The organism is Nocardioides sp. JS614, from assembly GCF_000015265.1.
Lineage (GTDB): Bacteria > Actinomycetota > Actinomycetes > Propionibacteriales > Nocardioidaceae > Nocardioides.
Genome location: NC_008699.1, coordinates 3936447 through 3954558, shown reverse-complemented (window position 1 = coordinate 3954558; position 18112 = coordinate 3936447). Strand labels below are relative to the sequence as shown.

Genomic DNA, 18112 nt, shown 5'->3' with positions numbered 1-18112 from the left:
AGCCGGCGATGGACCCCGGTCATCGGCGACCTGTGGACAAGCGGCTCTCCTGCCGCGTCCGAGGGGCGTCCTCGGGAGGTCGCCCGGATGGTGTCACCCCTTGCTCCGTCCGCATGCCGTGGCGCGCAGGTCCGCCGGCCGGCCGAGCACCGCTCAGCGGCCGACCACCAGAGGGATGACGATCTCGACGCACCCGTCGAGCGGCACCGTGCGCAGCCCGAACGGCTCGGCGCCGTCCGGCAGCCGCAGGCTGCGGGAGAAGGTGCCGCGCTCGGAGGCGCCGCGGACCACCAGGTAGCGACCCGCCACCGAGACCTCGACCTCCGGCAGCTCGACGCGCACGACGTACGCCCCGTCCCGCTGGAACTGCTCGACCACCACGAAGCGGTCGTGGACCAGGTTGACCATGTCCGCCCCTCCCTCCGCCGACCCTCCCAGGCCTTCCCCACGATCGGGAGCCGTCACCTCGACGCTCGCGCAGCCGGGGTGTCGCCGCCAGGGCCCCTGGGCCGGAGGTCACGGGCAGAAGGTCACGGCAGCGGATCGACCTCGTCGTAGCCGCGCACGCCGGCGGCCAGCCGGCCCAGGTGGTGGTTGCCGTCGCCGAGCAGGTGGTCGAGTGCGGTGAGCCGGCTGGTGTAGCTGCCGACGCTGTACTCCGCGGTCATGCCGATCCCGCCGTGCAGCTGGATCGCCTCCTGCCCGAGGTGCCGGCCGGCCCGGCTCACCTGGAGTGCCGCCCGCGACGCCGCCACCGACGTCTCCTCCCCGGACCCGCCGTCGAGCACCATCGTCGCCCACAGCGCCATGCTGCGCGCCAGCTCGAGCGAGACGTACAAGTCCGCGGCACGGAACGTGAGCGCCTGGAAGGTGTTGAGGGTCACGCCGAACTGCTTGCGGCTCTTGAGGTACGCCGAGGTCAGGTCGAGCGCGGTCTCCATCAGCCCCACCGCCTCGTTGCAGGCGGCGACCCGGGCGGTGTCGAGCACCCGCGCGATGATGCCGGTGCGGTCCTCGGCAGCCCCCAGCGGCGTCGCCGCGGTGCCGTCGAAGGCGACACGCGCGGCTCGACCGCCGTCGTGGGTCCGATAGCCCTCGCGTACGGCGTCCGCCCCGGCGACCACGAACAGCCCGGTCCCGCCGCCGGGCAGCGCGGCGCTGACGACGAGCACGTCCGCGCGGGCCCCGTGGGACACCGGCTCCTTCACGCCGCTGAGCGTCCAGCCGGCACCGGCCGCCTCCGCGCGGACCTCCGTGGCGCTCGGCGACCAGCGCGAGCCGGGCTCGGCGTGGGCGAAGGCGAGCACCAGCTCCCCGGCCGACAGCCCGCCGAGCAGCTCGTTGCGCTGCTCCTCCGACCCGGCCTCCGCGACCAGGCCACCGGCCAGCACCACGGCGGTGAGGAACGGCTCGGGAGCGAGCACCCGGCCCAGCTCCTGGGCGACGATGCCGACCTCGACGGCCCCGGCCCCCATCCCGCCGTACTCCTCCGCGAACGGGAGCCCGAGGATCCCCATCTCGGCCAGCTGCCCCCACACGGCCTCGCTGAAGCCGGGGTCCGCGGCCACCGCCCGGCGGCGGTTCTCGAAGTCGGCGTAGGTCCGGCCGACCAGGCCGCGCACGGCCTCGCGCAGGGCCTGCTGCTCGTCGTCGTAGGTGAAGTCCATGACGGTTCCTCTCCCAGGGTCGGGCTCAGAGCCCGAGGATCGTGCGGGCGATGATCTGGCGCTGCACCTCGTTGGAGCCGCCGTAGATCGAGGCCTTGCGGAAGTTGAGGTAGATCGGCGTCGAGCGCCGCGTCCACCAGGGCAGGTCGGAGTCGTCGCCGGCGCCACTCGCCAGCGACGCCGGCCCGGCGAGGTCGACGACCAGCTCGGTCACCGCCTGCTGCAGCTCGGTGCCCTTGAGCTTGAGCACCGAGGACGCCGGGTGTGGCTTGCCGTCGGCGGAGTGGGCGACCACGCGCAGCGCGGTGAGCTCCAGGGCCAGCAGCTCGTTCTCGAGCTCGGCGATCCGGGCGGCGACCAGGGGGTCGTCGAGCAGCGGCCCGGCCCACTGCTTGGCCTGGGCCAGCAGCCGCTTGGTGGCGCCGACCGGCGCGACGCCCACGCGCTCGTTGCCGAGCAGGAACTTCGCGTAGTCCCACGCGCGATTCTCCTCGCCGACCAGGTTCTCGACCGGCACCCGCACGTCGGAGAACCACACCTCGTTGACCTCGTGGCCACCGTCGATCAGCTCGATCGGGCGCACCTCGACGCCGGGGGAGGTCATGTCGATGAGCAGCATCGAGATGCCGGCCTGCTTCTTGGCCTCCGGGTCGGTGCGCACGAGGTTGAAGATCCAGTCGCCGTACTGGCCGAGCGTGGTCCACGTCTTCTGCCCGTTGACGACGTACTCGTCGCCGTCCCGCACCGCGGTGGTGCGCAGCGAAGCGAGGTCGGAGCCGGCGTCGGGCTCGGAGAACCCCTGCGACCACCAGATGTCCAGGTTCGCGGTCGCGGGGAGGAACCGCTCCTTGAGCTCCTGGGAGCCGAACTGGGCGATCACCGGCCCGATCATCGTCGCGTTGAACGCCAGCGGCGCCGGCACGAAGGCCCGCTGCATCTCCTCGTGCCAGATGTGGCGCCGCAGCGCCGACCAGTCTCGGCCACCCCACTCGACGGGCCAGTTCGGTACGGCGAGCCCGTGCTCGTTGAGGATCCGCATGCTGGTGACGAACTGGTCCTTGGTCAGCTCACGCTGGTCGCGGACCGCGTCGCGGATCTCCTGGGGGACCTTCGTGGTGAAGAACTCCCGCATCTCGTCGCGGAACTCGGCGTCCTCCGCGGACAGCGCCAGTTGCATCCGTACCTCCGGTGGTCGGGCAGGGGGTGTGGCAGAGGCTACCGGCTGGTACGGCGACCGGCGCGGTGCGCCGCCACCGCCGCGGCCGGCGGGCTCCCTAAAGTGCTGGTGTGCGCCGACTGATCCCCTCGCCCGCCATGGTGGTGGCCTGCCTGGCCCTGGTCCTCTCGCTCGGTGGCGTCAGCTATGCGGCCTCCAGGATCGGCACCAAGGACATCGCGAACAGCGCGATCACCAGCGTGAAGATCAAGGACGGCGCGGTGCGCCCGGCCGACCTCAGTGCCTCGTCGCTCGCGGCCCTCTCGGTGCGTGCCTACACCTACGTGACCTGGGAGGATCCCGTGATCCTCGACCCGGCCCGCACCCGCGGCTTCGCCTCGGTCGTCCGGGTCAAGACCGGCGTCTACTGCCTGACGTACGCCGACGACTCGATCGACCCGGACACGGTCGCGCCGGCGGTCAGCGTGGACTGGGACAAGTCCGCGGGGGCCAACCTCGCGGCGTACCTCAGCAAGTCCGCCGCCGGCTGCCCCGAGGGCAGCGACCTCGGCGTGCGGACCTTCACCTTCACGGCCGGCGGGTCGTACAAGCTCGCCAACGCGGTCGCGTTCACGGTCGTGGTGCCCTGAGCGGCGTGCCGCCCGTCCCGCATGGGTACGGCGGGGTCATGTCCGCTCTCGACGCCCCCGCGCACGCCCTCGCCTCCGCCGGAGGCCTGCTGTTCGCCGGGACGACCCGCGCCGTGGCCGCCGTCCGGCCGGCCGCCAAGCCGCTGCACCCACGCGGAGAGGTGACCCGCGGTCGGCTGTTCCGTCGCGGTGCGCAGCCGGCCACGGGCGTGCCGTGGCTCGACGAGACCGGCGAGGACGACGTGCTGGTGCGCCGCTCCCGGGCGATCGGCCTGCCCGGTTCGGCGCCCGACATCCATGGCCTGGCGATCCGCGTGCCCCGCCCCGGCGGCGGGCACGGCGACCTCCTGCTCGCCTCGACCGGATGGGGCCGGCTGACCCGCTTCGTGCTGACCATGAGCCGCTCCCCGCGGCAGCGGCCGATGACCACGCTGCTGCCCTACCGGACCGACCGGGGGCCGCTGCTGCTCGGTGCCCGGCCAACCGGCGCCGAGTCCTTCGAGCTGGCCGCGGCCGCGCCGGAGGGGGAGTGGGCGCGCTTCGCCGAGCTGCGGCTGTCCGCGTTGCCCCTGGACGACGACGCGGACGACCCGGCCGTCTCGTTCGACCCAGTGGTCAACCGGCTCCCCGGACTCGAGCAGTACGGCGCGGTCGAGCGGCTGCGCGAGCCGTCGTACCGATCCGCTCGTGGCTCTCGCACCGAATGACGGCGTGACGCGCGCCCGGCTGATCGACACGCATACGCCGGACCACCCTGGGGGAGTGGTCCTGGTGCTGCACGGCGGCGCGAGCCGTCCGGGCCGCTCGGAGGTGAGCCCGGCCCAGCTCTCGGTGCTGCGGATGGTGCCGGTCGCGAGCCGGATCGCGCGTGCCGGGCGGGGGCGGCTCGCCGTGTCGAGGTTGCTCAACTCCGCGCGCGGATGGGACGCCACGCACACCCCGGTCGACGACGTCGCGTGGGCGCTGCGTGAGGTCGGGGCCCGCTTCGGCGACCTGCCGGTCTGCCTGGTCGGGCACTCGCTCGGCGGCCGCGCGGCGCTGCTGGCCGGTGGGGTAGCGGGCGTGCGCGGTGTCGTCGCCCTCAACCCGTGGGTCTACCCCGACGACCCGCGCCGGCCGGTCGACCTCACCGGGCGACGGGTCCTGATCGTCCACGGCACCGAGGACCGCGTCGCGCCACCGCAGCGGTCCCGCCTCGTCGCGCGGACCCTGGCGCGACAGACCGAGGTCGAGTACGTCGAGGTGCCGGGCGCGCGGCACGCCATGCTGCGCCACGGTGGGGCCTTCGAGCGCGCGGCCGCCCGGTTCGCGGTGGCGACCCTGCTGGACGTCACGGGTTAGCGTGCGAGGATGCATCCCCTGGTCGTGATCGGTGTCTCGGGCTCGGGCAAGTCGACCGTGGGGGCAGCGTTGGCCCAGCGACTCCGCGTGCCGTACGAGGACGCCGACGACCTGCATCCGCCGGAGAACGTCGCGAAGATGAGCGCGGGGCACGCGCTCGACGACGACGACCGCTACCCCTGGCTGGAGGCGGTCGGCGGCTGGCTCGCCGAGCATCCGGACGGCGGCGTGATGGCCTGCTCCGCGCTCAGACGGAAGTACCGCGACCAGCTGCGCCGACACGCGCCCGTCGTGGAGTTCGTGCTGCTGGAGGGGACCCCCGAGGTGATCGGCCGGCGCCAGGCCAGCCGACCCGGCCACTTCATGCCGGCCTCGCTGCTGGCCTCGCAGTTCGCCACCCTCGAGCCGCTCGAGCCGGACGAGCGGGGGGTGGTCATCGACGTCGACCAGAGCGTCGAGGCGATCGTCGACGCGATCGTCGGACGGCCCTGAGGTCGGATGCCGCGCCGCGCGTTCCTCCGGGAACGGGTGGCGCAGGCGGAATCAGCGCGTCCGGGACGGTGTTGGGCCCGGTATGAGCGAGAAGCAGGTGCTGGTGCCCGACGAGGGGCACCCGATCACGATCACGCCCACCACGGGCCGGGTCGTCGTCACGCTCGGTGAGCGCACCGTGGCCGACACGACCTCCGCCCTGACGCTGCAGGAGGCGAGCTACCCGCCGGTGCAGTACGTCCCGCTGGCCGACGTCGACCCGGCGGTGCTCCGACGCACCGACCACGCGACGTACTGCCCCTACAAGGGCGACGCCGGCTACTACAGCCTGGTCGCCGACGGTGCGACCCACGACAACGCGGTGTGGGTCTACGAGCAGCCGTACGACGCGGTCGCCGGGATCGCCGGCCATGTCGCGTTCTACCCGAACGTCGTGGACGTCCGGACCTACCCGAGCGCCTGATCCAGGGCGTAGAGGTAGCGGCTGGTCGGGACCAGGTCGAGGTCGCGGTCGGCCCCGATCCGGGTGACGCTGGCCATCAGCTCGGTGAGCCGGCGGCCCAGCTCGGCCTCGTCGCCGCCGCTGCCGTAGAACGCGTGCGTGTCGCTCATCCCGGCGCTCGGGAACAGCTCCTCGACGACCGCGTCCACGCGGGGCGCCCCGGCGGTGACCGGCTCGACGACGACGTTCTGGACATAGCCGAACGTGGCTTGGGTGCGGATCGCGATCGGCGTGTGCTCGACCATCCAGCGCCGCAGCCACTCCTCGTGCGCCAGCTCGGCGGGGCGGCGCAGGATCGCGACGTTGCTCAGCGCGTCGGCGCGGCTGCCGTCCCAGGTCTCGGGAGGGTCCAGCCGGCGGCGCTCGTCCACCCGCCAGCCGTGCACGGTCGCCGCGGCGGTGGCGAGGGCGTCGGCGACCGGAGTGGGCTCGGCGTCCCAGACGCTGACCACTGCGCGCACCGGTTCGCCGGTCGGGATCCGCATGGCCCCGGCGACCTGCTCGTCGTCGACGTTGAGCTGCAGACGGCGTACCCCCGCGGCGGCGAGCCGCCCGTGCAGGCCGGGGTCGTGGAGGCTCGTCGGCAGTCCGTCACCCCAGAGGGCGAACACCAGCTTGGTCACGAGCGCCCACGGTAGCGGCCGCTCGCCGCGGCGGTCAGGCGCTGCGTGGCAGGCCGACCTCGTCGAGCGGCAGCGGTACGACGTCGGCGTCGGTCGCCAGGTGCACGACCTCGAGCCGGACCCCGGCGAGCCGGCCGGCGGCGTAGAGGAAGCCCGCCCAGGCGCGGTCCTCGGGCCTGATGCCGTCGCGACCGGGCCGGGACCGCAGGAATGCGTAGCTGCCGCCTGGCTCGACGCTGTCGAGGTCGGCGAGCAGGGCCGCGAACGGCTCCGGTTCCTCGCGGGGATCCGCGGCGAGCTCGGCGTCGGCGATCTCCATGAGGCGGGGCACCGCGCGCCCGTCGGCCTCGAGGCGCAGCATCCAGACGCTGCCCGTGGCGAAGCCGAGCGGCTGCATGAGGTGGCGCCAGACCGTCTCGAGGTCGGCCTGGCTGCGGATGATGGGTCGGTAGGCGTGATCGTTCATGCCCGGCAGCCTGCCCCGATCCGGCAGACCGCCGCCCCGTTCTCCACAAGCACCGGACCACCGGGCGCACAGCGAGCGATAGTCCCTGACGTTTGCGCGGCGTGGGAGCGATCCCAGGCCCCGCAAACGTCAGGGACTATCGCGCGAGCGCGGAGCGGTAGACCGCCACGGTGCGCTCCGCGATCGCGGCCCAGCTGAAGTCGGCGATCGCGCGGGCACGTCCGGCGCGGCCCAGCTCGGCGGCCCGGCCGGGATCCGAGACGATCTCGAGGAGAGCCGCGGCGAAGTCGGAGACGTAGCGATCCGGGTCCAGCGGCGTGCCGGTGCCGTCCGAGGCCTGCTCGATGGGCACCAGCAGCCCGGTCTCACCGGGGACCACCACCTCCGGGATGCCGCCGGTGGCCGTTGCGACGACGGCGGTCTCGCAGGCCATCGCCTCGAGGTTGACGATGCCAAGCGGCTCGTAGATCGACGGGCAGGCGAACGCGGTCGCGGCGGTGAGGAGCGCGACGACGTCGCGCCGCGGCAGCATCTCCGGGATCCACACGACCCCGTCCCTGCTCGCCCGCAGCCCGTCGACCAGCCCCTCGACCTCGGCCATGATCTCCGGGGTGTCCGGCGCGCCGGCGCACAGCACGATCTGCACGTCCGGAGGCAGTGCGGAGCAGGCGCGCAGGAACAGCGGCAGCCCCTTCTGCCGGGTGATCCGGCCGACGAACACCACCGACCGGCGGTCCGGGTCGACGCCGAGCCCACGCACCCGGTCGGGATCGGCGACCGGTCGCCAGTCCTCGGTGTCGATGCCGTTGTGTACGACGTGCACCCGGTCGGCGTCGATGCGCGGGTACGACGCGAGCACGTCGTCGCGCATCGCCGCCGACACCGCGATCACTGCGGCGGCGGCCTCGTAGGACGTGCGCTCGGCCCACGAGGAGATCGCGTAGCCGCCGCCCAGCTGCTCGGCCTTCCACGGCCGCAGCGGCTCGAGCGAGTGTGCGGTGACGACGTGCGGCACGTCGTACAGGAGCGAGGAGAGGTGCCCCGCGAGGTTCGCGTACCAGGTGTGCGAGTGGACCAGGTCGGTGCCGGCGCAGCCGTCGGCGATCGTGAGATCGACGCCCAGCGTGCGCAGCGCGGCGTTCGCGGTGGCCAGCTCGGCGAGGTCGGGGTACGACGACGTGCGGTCCTCGTCGCGCAGCGCGCCGAACGCGTGCACGTGCGCGGTGACGTCGTCGCGGGCCCGCAGCGCCCGGACCAGCTCCGCCACGTGGACGCCGGCGCCGCCGTACACCTCGGGCGGGTACTCCTTGCTCAGCACGTCGACTCGCACAGCCCGAACCTACTCGCCTCCGCCGCCGTCCTGGGGGCGCTAGCGTGGCGGCATGGCTCGTATCTCCCGGAAGAACGTGCTCGTGATCTGCCTCGCCGGTGGCGAGGGCAAACGGCTGATGCCGCTCACCGCGGACCGGGCCAAGCCGGCGGTGCCGTTCGCGGGCATCTACCGGCTCATCGACTTCGCGCTGTCGAACGTCGTGAACTCGGGCTTCCTCAAGGTGGTCGTGCTGACCCAGTACAAGTCGCACAGCCTGGACCGGCACGTCACCCAGACCTGGCGGATGTCGACGATGCTCGGCAACTACGTCACCCCGGTGCCCGCGCAGCAGCGTGTCGGCAAGCACTGGTACCTCGGCTCCGCGGACGCGATCTACCAGTCGCTGAACCTGATGCGCGACGAGCGGCCCGACTACGTCGTGGTCGTCGGAGCCGATCACGTCTACCGGATGGACTTCTACCAGATGGTCAAGGCCCACGCGGAGAGCGGCGCGGCCTGCACGGTCGCCGCGATCCGCCAGCCGATCGAGCTGGCCGACCAGTTCGGCGTCATCGACGTACACCCCGACGACCCGTCCCGGATCCGCGAGTTCCTCGAGAAGCCCACCGACCCGGTCGGCCTGCCGGACAGCCCCGGCGAGGTGCTCGCCTCGATGGGCAACTACGTCTTCGACGCCGACGCCCTCGTCGAGGCGGTGACCCGGGACGCGACGGAGATCGGCTCGAAGCACGACATGGGCGGCGACATCGTGCCGGCCTTCGTACGCCGACAGCAGGCCGCCGTCTACGACTACAAGGACAACGACGTCGCTGGCTCGACCGACCGCGACCGCGGCTACTGGCGCGACGTCGGGACGCTCGGCTCCTACTACGCGGCCCACATGGACGTCGTCTCGCCGCTGCCGGTGTTCAACCTCTACAACTTCGACTGGCCGATCTACACCTCGTACGGCCCGCAGCCTCCGGCCAAGCTGGTGCAGGGTGCGTCCGGCGACCTGCCGGGCGTCGACGAGGCGGTCCTCTCCCCGGGCGTGGTCGTCACCGGTGGCCAGGTCCAGCGCTCCGTGCTCTCCCCGTCCGTGCGCGTGGACACCGGCGCCGAGGTCACCGGCGCGGTGCTCATGAACGGGGTGTACGTCGGGGCCGGGGCCGTCGTGCGCAACGCGATCCTGGACAAGAACGTCGTCGTGCCGCCCGGCGCGCAGATCGGCGTCGACCCGGAGGCCGACCGGGCCCGCGGCTTCGTCGTCGAGGACGGGCTCACGATCCTCGGCAAGGACCAGGCCTTCCCGACGTAACCGCCCGCTCCGGCGGTCGAGCCGCGCCCGGTGATCGAGCGGCGCACCGGTGATCGAGCCTGTCGAGATCCCCGGCACCGGTGCGCGGCCGTGCCGGCAAACCTGTCCTGGGAGCCCTCGAGCGGGTACACAGGTGCGGTGAGCTCCGAGTCGCCCCTGCTGCTGACGTTGGACCTGACCGGCACGTTCGCGTTCGCGCTCAACGGAGCGATGACGGCGATCCGGGTCGCGCGGCTCGACGTCGTCGGCGTGGTGACCCTCGGCATGATCACCGCCATCGGTGGCGGCATCCTCCGGGACATCCTGATCGGCGCCGTCCCGCCGGCGACGTTCAGCGACTGGCGCTACCTCCTGGTCGCGGCGGCCGGCAGCCTGGTCGCGTTCGGGTTCAGCCGGGCGCTCACCGGGCTCACCACGCCGATCCTGGTGCTCGACGCCGCCGGGCTCAGCCTGTTCGCGGTCACCGGGGCCGCCAAGGCACTGAACTTCGACGTCGGCGTCGCGCAGGCGGTGATCCTCGGCGTGATCACCGCGGTCGGCGGCGGCACGCTGCGTGACGTCATGACCGGTGTCGTCCCGGTGGTGCTGCGCAGCGAGCTCTACGCGATCCCCGCCCTGGTCGCCGCGACGATCGTGGTCGCCACCGATCGCGCCGGTGGATACGGGGTACCGGCGGCGCTGCTGGCCGCGGGGACCTGCTTCGCGATCCGGATGCTCGGCGTGCACTACCGGATCAACGCGCCCAGACCGCCCGGCATGATTGAGGAGCCGGACCGCACCGATGGAGGTAGCCGATGACCAGCGAACCACTCACGTCCGTCCTCGCCGGGCTCTCGAGGGTGCGGTCCTGGCAGGAGGAGTGCTACCGCGACCTGCACGCCCATCCCGAGCTCTCGCACCAGGAGACCCGGACCGCGGGGGTGGTCGCCGACCGGCTCCGTCAGGACGGCTGCGACGTCCACGAGGGGGTGGGCGGCACCGGCGTGGTCGGCGTCCTGTCGAACGGCGGCGGGCCGACCGTGCTGCTGCGCGCCGACATGGACGCGCTGCCGGTGCGGGAGGCCACGGGGGTCCCCTACGCGAGCACCGCCGTCGCGACCGACGCGGACGGCGCCGTGGTGCCGGTGATGCACGCCTGCGGGCATGACGTGCACGTGGCGTGCCTGCTGGGCGCGGTGTCGCTGCTCGCCGCCGCGCGCGATGCCTGGCACGGCACGGTCGTCGCGGTGTTCCAGCCCGCCGAGGAGGTCGCCGACGGGGCCCGGGGCATGGTCGACGACGGTCTCGTGGGCCTGGTCGACGGTGCCGGGGTCGGCCGGCCGCAGGTGGCGCTGTGCCAGCACGTGCTGCCGCTCCCGACGGGTCAGGTCGCGACCCGGGTCGGCCCGACGCTGTCGGCCGCGGACAGCATGCGGATCACGGTGCACGGCCGTGGCGCGCACGGCTCGATGCCGCAGGCGTCGGTGGACCCGGTGGTGCTCGCCGCGATGATCGTCGTCCGGCTGCAGACCGTGATCTCACGCGAGACGCAGCCGGGCGAGCCCGCCGTACTCACCGTGGGCAGCCTGCAGGCCGGCACCAAGAGCAACGTGATCCCCGACCACGCCGTGATCGCGCTGAACGTGCGGACGTACCACGAACACACCCGGACCGCGATCCTCGACGCCATCCGCCGCATCGTCGTGGCCGAGTGCGAGGCCTCGGGCAGCCCGCGGCCGCCGGAGTTCGAGCTCTTCGACCGGTTCCCGCTCACCGACAACGACCCGGACGTGACCGAGCGGGTCGCTGCGGCCTTCCGCCGCCGGTTCGGCGACGACGCCGTCGAGCTGCCGCTGCAGACCGCGAGCGAGGACTTCACCGATCTCCCGAACGCGTTCGCGATCCCCTACACCTACTGGGGGATCGGCGGCATCGACCGGGACCTCTACGAGCGGGCCCGGTCGGCCGGGCGGATCGCCCAGGACGTCCCGGTCAACCACTCCGCCGCCTTCGCACCGGTGCTCCAGCCCACCCTCGACACCGGCACCACCGCCCTCGTCACCGCAGCCCTGGAGTGGCTCGCGCCCGCGAGCATCGTCGAGACCCCGGACGGGGTGGCAGGGCGGTGACCCTCGGCGGCCCGGCTCTCCTGCATCTGGGGGCCCGGGGCAGCGGCTCGGCGCCTGTCGAGATGCCGTCGGGCCGGTGGGACGAATTGCTCTAGCCGCGCCGGGCCGGCACCGCCACGATGAACGACGAGAGAGGGAGTGAGCGCCATGACGTCATGGCAGCGATCCGACCTCGACGGCCTCGTGGAGATCGCCGAGCCGCCCGAAGGGATGATCCAGATCCAGCTCGAGGAGGTGGGTCGCCACTCGTGGAAGAGCGCGCTGTTCGGTGCGGTCATGAGCGCCGGCGGTGGCCCGGTCTACCGCTTCGTCGCCGCCGCGCCGGGCGGTGAGCACGCCGAGGTCGAGCACGCCGGCTCCAGCGACCGGTTCCCCCTGGTCCCGTTCCAGGACCTGGACGACGACACCGACGACAAGTGGACCCACCTGGCCCGGCAGCGCCTCGAGGAGCTCGACGCGGAGCTGGTCCGGGCCGGCTGGCACCGCCGGCCCGACCAGGGCAAGCACTGGTGGTCGCTGCGCTACGAGTGGTGAGCGGCCCGGTCAGGCACGCAGGCCGGCGTCGATCTCGGCGAGGGCGGTGGCGAGGTCGACCGTGGGCGTCCAGCCCCAGCGCTGGGCCCGGCCGGCGAGGATCCGGCCGGTCCACGCCGGGGCGTCGTCCCAGGTCGCGTCGACCCCGAGGGCCCGGGTGACCGTCTCGAAGTAGTCGCGCGCGGTGCCCGGCTCGGCCGCTACGTTGACGGCGGTGCAGCCGCCGGCGACCGGGCCGTCGTCGGGAGCTGTCGCGTTCGCGATCCGGCCCGCGGCCAGATCGGCGGCGAACGCCGCCAGGTCGAGCACGTGGACCCACGAGAAGGTCTGCTCGGGCACCGCGTGCCGGGCCGCCTCGTCGGCGCGCAGCTGCGCCGGGCGCAGCGTGTTCCACACCGACGTCTCGCCGCCACCCAGGACCGCGGGCGGTCGCAACAGGACCCTGGTCGGGCCGGCCACGGCCAGGAGCACCGCGTCGGTGTCGCGCTTGGTGACGGCGTAGTCGTTCGCGTCGTCACCCACCAGCGCGGACGCCTCGTCGACGTCGCCGCGGCCGGGTGAGCGGTCGTAGACGGCCGCCGTCGAGAGGTGCACCAGCCGCCCGACGCCGGCAGCGGCGGCCGCGCGCGCGAACGTCCCGGTCGCCTCGACACCGACCCGCCGCTGGGTCTCGAGGTCCGAACCCATCGGGTGCACGGTCGTGACGGCCGCGCTCGCCCCTGCGGTCACCGCTGCGGCGAACCCCGCGTCACCGAACTCCCCGGCCCACTCCTCGACATCGGCGAGGTCGGGTGCCGCTCCCGGACGGCGTACGACGGCACGGACCGTCGCACCGCGCTCGGCGAGCGCCGCGCAGACGTGGGATCCCACCAGGCCGTTGGCGCCGGTGACCACGACGACGGGCGGTGCGGTGGGGGGCGACTCGCTCATGTGTCCACGATGGCACGTCCGGCGACTGCGGCCGGGCTCAGATCACGCCGGCAGCGCGGGCGGCCTCGGCGTACGCCACGGCCAGGGACGCGATCGTCTCGTGGGCGTTCAGGCCGCTCGGGTTCGGGACGATCCAGAGCTCGGCGCCCGCGAGCGGCTCCGGCTGGCGGCCGAGCACGGCGCGCCGGGCGCCGAACGCGGCCCGGTAGGCGGTGATGCCGGCGATGGCGACCACGCGGGGCGTCGTGCGGCGTACCGTCTCGACCAGCTCGAGCCCGCCTGCGCGCAGCTCCTCGTCGCCGAGCTCGGCGGCCCGCGCGGTCGCGCGGCGGACCAGGTTGGTGATGCCGAGCCCGCGGGCGCGCAGCCGGTCGCGGTCCTCGTCGGTCATGCCGGCCGACGGGCTGATCGGCTCGGTGATGATGCCCGCCTGCAGCAGCGCGGGGTAGAAGCGGTTCGCCGGGTGCGCGAAGTGCGTCCGGGTCGCGGCGGTCCACAGGCCGGGGTTGATGCCGACGAACAGCAGCTTCAGCCCGGGGCCGACCAGGTCGGGCACCTCGGCGTCGCGGAAGGACTCGAGCTCGGCACGGGTGAAGCGAGGCACGCCCGAAGCCTGCCACGCGGTCGGAACCCCGCGCGGGCGGCTCCCGTCCCATCGTCATGCGACGGATTCTCGGAACGACGCTGCTGGTGCTCGCGCTCCCGCTCGGGGCGGCTGCGTGCGGGGACGACGAGGGGGTCTCCGCGATCGGCGACCCGCCGGCGCCGGAGGTCACCCTCGTCTCCGGCACGGCGGCCGGCGGCCAGGTCGCCGACGGCGTGACGGTGCTCGACGGGCGGGCGGCGATCCGGGCGTACGCAGGCGGGTTCCGTGGCCCGCTGGCCGGCAAGGTCGCGAGCGCGGCGACCGGGTTCGAGGTCCCGCCCGACGCCCAGCTCGTCGCGGCGGTCGTCGCCGTCGGCTGCGACGTACCTCCGGACGTCGACGTCGTGGGCGAGGGGGCCGCCACGACCTTCGTGCCTGCGCGGGTGCCGTCGCCGCGGCAGGAGTGCTTCGCGCCCGTGACGACGGTGGCACTCGCGGCCGTTCCTCAGGACGGCGGGGAGTAGGTCACCTCGATCGCGTTCGCGACCCAGCGCTGGAAGCCGTCGGAGGGGTCGTTGAGGACCGCCACCTTCCCCCTGCGGTTCTTGCCGACCATCGTCGACGAGCCGCCACCGTCGAGGTTCACGGCCTCGTCGGCACCCAGGTCGACCATCAGGTTCGCGAGCTCCACCATCGTGTAGCCGCGGCTGTCGGCCTGGCGGCCGTCGACGACCAGCAGCAGCACCTCGCCGGTGTCGGAGTCGACTCCGACCGCGGTGCGCGGGTGCATCTCGCGGTCGTCGATCGCGCGGATGATGCCGTCGTGGACCAGGAAGTTGTTCCCGCTGATGGCCATCTGCGGGCGTCCCTGGAGCGACCATCGGACCTTGATCCGGGTGTGCTTGGGCAGCTTGCGCAGCACCTTGGCGCCCTCGCCGCGGCCGATGAACAGCAGGCCCTTGATCGGCTGGTCGTGGCTGAGCTTCGCGCGGTTGGTCCGCACCCGGCCGTTGACGACGGTCACCGCGCGCACCCGCTCGGTCTGGCCCTGGGTGACGCCGTACCCGGCGGTGCGGCCCCATCGCGGGGTGTAGATGCCGATGCCGCCCGGCATCACGAAGGGCGAGTTCAGGTTCGTGACCTTCAGCTTCGGGTGGTAGAGCACGCGCGCCGTCATCGGCAGGTCGCCGATGCCGGCCCGACCGTGGCGATTGATGAAGAACGCCTTGTTCCAGCCGTCCTCCCGGGCGTGCAGCAGCCCGCGCTGCCGGTCCTTGCCCAGGCCGAGGGGGGCGCCGGTGTGGCCGATGTCGTAGAAGTCGCCGTTGACGCCGGCGACGGCGTTGTCGACGGCGAGGATGTCGCGGACCGGCGCGACGCGACGTACGGCGCCCATGCTGGCGTAGTCGATGCGCAGCCCCGGTGTCTTCGGGTCGATCGTGAGCAGGTGCGCGACGATCGGTCCGCGCGCGTCGGTCTGGCTCCAGCGGGTGAACTTCACGCCCGGGGCGACCTGCCAGCTGGTCCGCCAGTTCTGGCTGGCCGTGCGGCGCATCGACGGCAGCGCCGCCGCGACCTCACCCTCCTCGCCCCCCGAGGTGTGTTGCGGGTGCAGCGTGCGGGGGACGTCGGGGCGGTTCCCGTGTCCACCGCGCGCGACCGCTTGGCCGGCCGCCGACGCGTCGCTGCCCGGGTCGCCCGCGAGAGCGGGCCCCGTGGCCGCGAGCAGGCAGGCGGCAAGACTGACCGAGAGGAGACGGGTACGCACCTCTACAAGGCTAAGCGCCTCACCTGCCGACGATGGGGAGGTGGGCCACCGTGTCCTCGAGCAGCACCGCGCCCGGGGTCCGGCTGCCCATCCCCACGAAGGTGTCGCTGAGCGGGCTGGCGATCACGTAGAGCGACTGCCCGGCCGGCACGTCGACCGCCACCGAGGGCAGCGCCAGGTGCCACGGTTGACCGACCACCGGCTCGAGGGTGTTCAGCGGCAGCACGTTGTTCTGCACCAGGTGCGCGTCCGCCGGCGAGGTACCGACCGCCAGGCCGTAGAACGCCCGGTTGTTGGCGCCGAGCGCGGTCAGGGTGCCGGTGAGGTACGGCGTCCCCGCGACCCGGATCGGCCCGGCGGCGACCTCGTAGGCCAGCGGCGCGCCGCCGGTCTCGGGCGTGGCGACCGTGCCGACGTCGTACGAGGTGTTCGCGGCGACCGACGCGACCGTCGTGCAGGTGCTGTCGGGGGTGGCGAGGTGGTACTTGCCGTAGCCGTGCAGCCCGGTGTCGCGCCCGCGCAGCTGCTCGTCGAAGAACCGCACGGTCAGGTCGGCGAAGCTGCCCCCGGCCAGCTGCCGGCTGCACGGGTCGGAGTCGACGCTCACGCCGCTGGGCAGCACCGCGGGCAGCACGTGGCCGCCGTTGTAGGCCACGAAGATGCTGTGCCGGCGGGCCTGCGGGGTCAGCGCGGTCCGCCAGTTCGCCAGCCCCTGCTGGAGCGGGAACAGCGAGTCCGTGGTGCCCTGGCCCAGCAGCACCGGGATGTCGAGCCAGCGCCCGTGCTCGACGTGCCACTTCGGGCCGTTGGCGCGGAAGAACGTCGCCATGTCCTCGGTGCCGGGCACCGAGCCGTCCGGCCAGAAGCCGGTGGCCGCCCCCTCCACGAGGGCCTTGTAGACGTTGGGAGGAAGCGCGTCGGACGGGACCGCGCCGGCGCTGAGCGCGACCGCCCAGGCGGTGCGGACCACGCCGTCGGGCGCGAGGCTGTCGCTGAGGTCGTTCCAGGTGATCTCGGGGGCGAGGGCGTCGAGCACCGGCTTCCCGGTGACCCGGAGCTCCTCGAAGGCGGTCAGGAACTGGTAGCCGCCGCCGTAGCTGCCGCCGATCGCACCCATCCGCGGGTCGCCGGGCCCGTCCTGGCGGACCCACGGCAGCCGGCCGACCAGCCGCACCAGCGCCCGCACGTCGTGGCCCTCGACGGCGGGGTTCTCGACGTACGCGTGGCCGCCGCTCTCGCCGAAGCCGCGCTGGTCGAAGGAGAGCACGCCGTAGCCGGCCTCCAGGTACGTCGAGAGCTCGGCCGGCTCGGTGGCCCGCGAGCCGCCCCAGCCGTGGCTGTGCATGAGCATCGGCACCGGGTGCCGGCGGGAGGCGCCCGCCGGGCGGAACACCGTGTAGCAGATCTGGACCGGCGCGGTGGTGCCCGGGTCGGGGACGCTGCTCAGGCAGCCGTCGGTCGTCGTGGCGACCGGCTTGGCCACCGCCGCAGGCGTGACCGGTGCGGCGAGGAGGGTGCCGGCGGCCATCGTGGCGGCCAGCCCGGCGGCCATCGTGGCGCGGAGTGCGGTGCGCAGCATGTGAGGACAACGCCCGGAGCGGGCCTCAGGTTACTGACGGGTCACCACGGGTTGAACGTCCCGGCGAGTTTCATCGGCCGGCCGATGAAACTCGAGCCTGGACGATGAAACTGCATCGTCCAAGCACGACGTTTGTCGGCCGGCCGATGAAACTCGCGCGCCGCTCACTGGCAGGGACCGGAGCCCAGCACCGCCAGTCCGTCGCGGTCGCCGGGGGCGAGGCGCCGCTGACCGGTGGTCTCGGCGTACATCAGCTGGGCCGGGTCGTCCACGTGGCCCAGCCCGAGCACGTGGGCGAGCTCGTGCTCGACCACCGCGCGCTGCAGCGCTGCCCCGTCGGGGCGCGCCGCCATCGCGGCGAACGCGTCCCGGTCCAGGGCGACCATCCCGGTGACGAAGGCGAGCCGGTCCGGCGTCACCGGCCGCGCCTCGGCGCCGCCGACGCCGGCGACGTCGCCCGCCAGGGCGGGCACCTCCTCGGGAGTCGCCCAGGCGACCAGCACGGGGGCCGTCGACCCGAACGGCCCGGCCCGGTCCTCGAGGCGGCGGTCGTCGGTGGTGCCGTCGTACCGGAACCGCAGCCCGCTGGCGTCCGCGAGGTCCTCGGCCGCGGCCGCGACCGTCTCCAGGTGCCCGGCCGGCGCGCCCTCGGGGTTGACCACGTAGGGGATCTCGCGACAGCGGTCCCAGGTCACCGGGCCGACGCCGTCGGGCTGCAGCATCGCGAACGTGTAGCCGGCACCGCCGGTGTCGGTGATCGTGAACGTGAGGTCCTGGCCGATGCCGAGCGTCGCGCGCAGCCGCTCACCGGTCGACGTCGGGTTGAAGGCGACGACCAGAGCCGCAAGCGCGACCGCGAGCAGCAGCGAGACGGACGTGCGGGCGCGGGGCGCGATCCGGTGCGTACGACGCCGGCGCCGCTCCAGCCGGTCGAGGTCACGCAGCAGCCGACGCAGCTCCCGGGCATGGCGGCGCCGCGCCAGCTGTGCCGAGAGCATGCGGAACACGCGGCGATTCTCGGGCCTCCGCGGGCCTGCCGGGGGCGTTTCGCCCATCTTCGGGCGCGCCTGCGCCACTACT

21 protein-coding genes are annotated in these 18112 nt (G+C 73.6%); 10 read left to right on the top strand and 11 right to left on the bottom strand.

Annotation, left to right across the window (positions count from 1 at the left end):
- Positions 1-153: 153 nt before the first annotated feature.
- The 3 genes from NOCA_RS20340 to NOCA_RS20330 form a co-directional block, all read right to left on the bottom strand.
- Positions 154-408 carry an Hsp20/alpha crystallin family protein gene (locus tag NOCA_RS20340; protein WP_011757159.1) on the bottom strand — a complete coding sequence of 85 codons (255 nt, stop codon included), beginning with the start codon at positions 406-408 and terminating at the stop codon, positions 154-156.
- Between the two features lie 122 nt (positions 409-530).
- Positions 531-1667: an acyl-CoA dehydrogenase family protein gene (locus tag NOCA_RS20335; RefSeq protein ID WP_011757158.1), complete on the bottom strand. Its 1137-nt coding sequence runs from the start codon at positions 1665-1667 to the stop codon at positions 531-533.
- 25 nt (positions 1668-1692) lie between these two features.
- The gene (locus NOCA_RS20330) at positions 1693-2844 is read right to left on the bottom strand and encodes an acyl-CoA dehydrogenase family protein (RefSeq protein ID WP_011757157.1); all 1152 of its coding nucleotides are present in this window, start codon (positions 2842-2844) and stop codon (positions 1693-1695) included.
- Positions 2845-2954: 110 nt separating this feature from the next.
- Between NOCA_RS20330 and NOCA_RS20325 the strand changes: the two genes are divergently transcribed.
- From NOCA_RS20325 to NOCA_RS20305, 5 genes are all read left to right on the top strand, one after another.
- Positions 2955-3473 (top strand): hypothetical protein, encoded by a 519-nt coding sequence (locus tag NOCA_RS20325; RefSeq protein ID WP_011757156.1) that lies wholly within the window; start codon positions 2955-2957, stop codon positions 3471-3473.
- Between the two features lie 38 nt (positions 3474-3511).
- The gene (locus tag NOCA_RS20320) at positions 3512-4180 is read left to right on the top strand and encodes a hypothetical protein (RefSeq protein WP_011757155.1); all 669 of its coding nucleotides are present in this window, start codon (positions 3512-3514) and stop codon (positions 4178-4180) included.
- Positions 4161-4814: an alpha/beta hydrolase gene (locus NOCA_RS20315; RefSeq protein ID WP_011757154.1), complete on the top strand. Its 654-nt coding sequence runs from the start codon at positions 4161-4163 to the stop codon at positions 4812-4814. The genes NOCA_RS20320 and NOCA_RS20315 overlap by 20 nt, the downstream gene beginning before the upstream one ends.
- Positions 4815-4823: 9 nt before the next feature.
- The gene (locus NOCA_RS20310; protein WP_011757153.1) at positions 4824-5306 is read left to right on the top strand and encodes a gluconokinase; all 483 of its coding nucleotides are present in this window, start codon (positions 4824-4826) and stop codon (positions 5304-5306) included.
- 82 nt (positions 5307-5388) lie between these two features.
- Entirely contained in the window at positions 5389-5769 is a 381-nt protein-coding gene (locus NOCA_RS20305; RefSeq protein ID WP_011757152.1) for a DUF427 domain-containing protein, read from the top strand.
- Here the strand turns inward: NOCA_RS20305 and NOCA_RS20300 are convergent.
- The 3 genes from NOCA_RS20300 to glgA all read right to left on the bottom strand — a co-directional run bounded on the left by NOCA_RS20300 (position 5754) and on the right by glgA (position 8227).
- A complete protein-coding gene (locus NOCA_RS20300; RefSeq protein WP_011757151.1) occupies positions 5754-6431 on the bottom strand; it encodes an EthD domain-containing protein in 678 nt (225 codons plus the stop codon). The genes NOCA_RS20305 and NOCA_RS20300 overlap by 16 nt on opposite strands.
- A 34-nt stretch (positions 6432-6465) precedes the next feature.
- Positions 6466-6897 carry a hypothetical protein gene (locus NOCA_RS20295; RefSeq protein WP_011757150.1) on the bottom strand — a complete coding sequence of 144 codons (432 nt, stop codon included), beginning with the start codon at positions 6895-6897 and terminating at the stop codon, positions 6466-6468.
- Positions 6898-7033: 136 nt separating this feature from the next.
- On the bottom strand, positions 7034-8227 hold the full coding sequence (glgA, locus tag NOCA_RS20290) for a glycogen synthase (RefSeq protein WP_011757149.1): 1194 nt from the start codon (positions 8225-8227) through the stop codon (positions 7034-7036).
- A 52-nt stretch (positions 8228-8279) separates the two neighbouring features.
- On the opposite strand from glgA, the gene glgC reads away from it, so the two are divergent.
- The 4 genes from glgC to NOCA_RS20270 all read left to right on the top strand — a co-directional run bounded on the left by glgC (position 8280) and on the right by NOCA_RS20270 (position 12169).
- Positions 8280-9527 carry a glucose-1-phosphate adenylyltransferase gene (gene glgC / locus NOCA_RS20285; protein ID WP_011757148.1) on the top strand — a complete coding sequence of 416 codons (1248 nt, stop codon included), beginning with the start codon at positions 8280-8282 and terminating at the stop codon, positions 9525-9527.
- A gap of 138 nt (positions 9528-9665) precedes the next feature.
- Positions 9666-10325: a trimeric intracellular cation channel family protein gene (locus tag NOCA_RS20280; protein ID WP_011757147.1), complete on the top strand. Its 660-nt coding sequence runs from the start codon at positions 9666-9668 to the stop codon at positions 10323-10325.
- Positions 10322-11635: an amidohydrolase gene (locus NOCA_RS20275; protein WP_011757146.1), complete on the top strand. Its 1314-nt coding sequence runs from the start codon at positions 10322-10324 to the stop codon at positions 11633-11635. Before NOCA_RS20280 ends, NOCA_RS20275 begins: the two co-directional genes overlap by 4 nt.
- Positions 11636-11773: 138 nt before the next feature.
- Positions 11774-12169, top strand: a complete 396-nt coding sequence (locus NOCA_RS20270) for a hypothetical protein (RefSeq protein WP_140403892.1) — start codon at positions 11774-11776, stop codon at positions 12167-12169.
- A gap of 9 nt (positions 12170-12178) precedes the next feature.
- On the opposite strand, the gene NOCA_RS20265 is transcribed toward NOCA_RS20270, so the two are convergent.
- Both NOCA_RS20265 and NOCA_RS20260 read right to left on the bottom strand, forming a co-directional pair.
- The gene (locus NOCA_RS20265) at positions 12179-13099 is read right to left on the bottom strand and encodes an NAD-dependent epimerase/dehydratase family protein (RefSeq protein ID WP_011757144.1); all 921 of its coding nucleotides are present in this window, start codon (positions 13097-13099) and stop codon (positions 12179-12181) included.
- A 37-nt stretch (positions 13100-13136) separates the two neighbouring features.
- The gene (locus NOCA_RS20260) at positions 13137-13703 is read right to left on the bottom strand and encodes a mismatch-specific DNA-glycosylase (protein ID WP_011757143.1); all 567 of its coding nucleotides are present in this window, start codon (positions 13701-13703) and stop codon (positions 13137-13139) included.
- Positions 13704-13759: 56 nt separating this feature from the next.
- Between NOCA_RS20260 and NOCA_RS20255 the strand changes: the two genes are divergently transcribed.
- Entirely contained in the window at positions 13760-14209 is a 450-nt protein-coding gene (locus NOCA_RS20255; protein WP_011757142.1) for a hypothetical protein, read from the top strand.
- On the opposite strand, the gene NOCA_RS20250 is transcribed toward NOCA_RS20255, so the two are convergent.
- From NOCA_RS20250 to NOCA_RS26070, 3 genes are all read right to left on the bottom strand, one after another.
- A complete protein-coding gene (locus tag NOCA_RS20250) occupies positions 14191-15453 on the bottom strand; it encodes a phosphodiester glycosidase family protein (RefSeq protein WP_011757141.1) in 1263 nt (420 codons plus the stop codon). The genes NOCA_RS20255 and NOCA_RS20250 overlap by 19 nt on opposite strands.
- A gap of 19 nt (positions 15454-15472) precedes the next feature.
- Positions 15473-17032 carry an alpha/beta hydrolase gene (locus NOCA_RS20245; protein WP_011757140.1) on the bottom strand — a complete coding sequence of 520 codons (1560 nt, stop codon included), beginning with the start codon at positions 17030-17032 and terminating at the stop codon, positions 15473-15475.
- A gap of 164 nt (positions 17033-17196) precedes the next feature.
- The gene (locus NOCA_RS26070) at positions 17197-18030 is read right to left on the bottom strand and encodes a matrixin family metalloprotease (RefSeq protein WP_238383514.1); all 834 of its coding nucleotides are present in this window, start codon (positions 18028-18030) and stop codon (positions 17197-17199) included.
- Between the last annotated feature and the right edge of the window lie 82 nt (positions 18031-18112).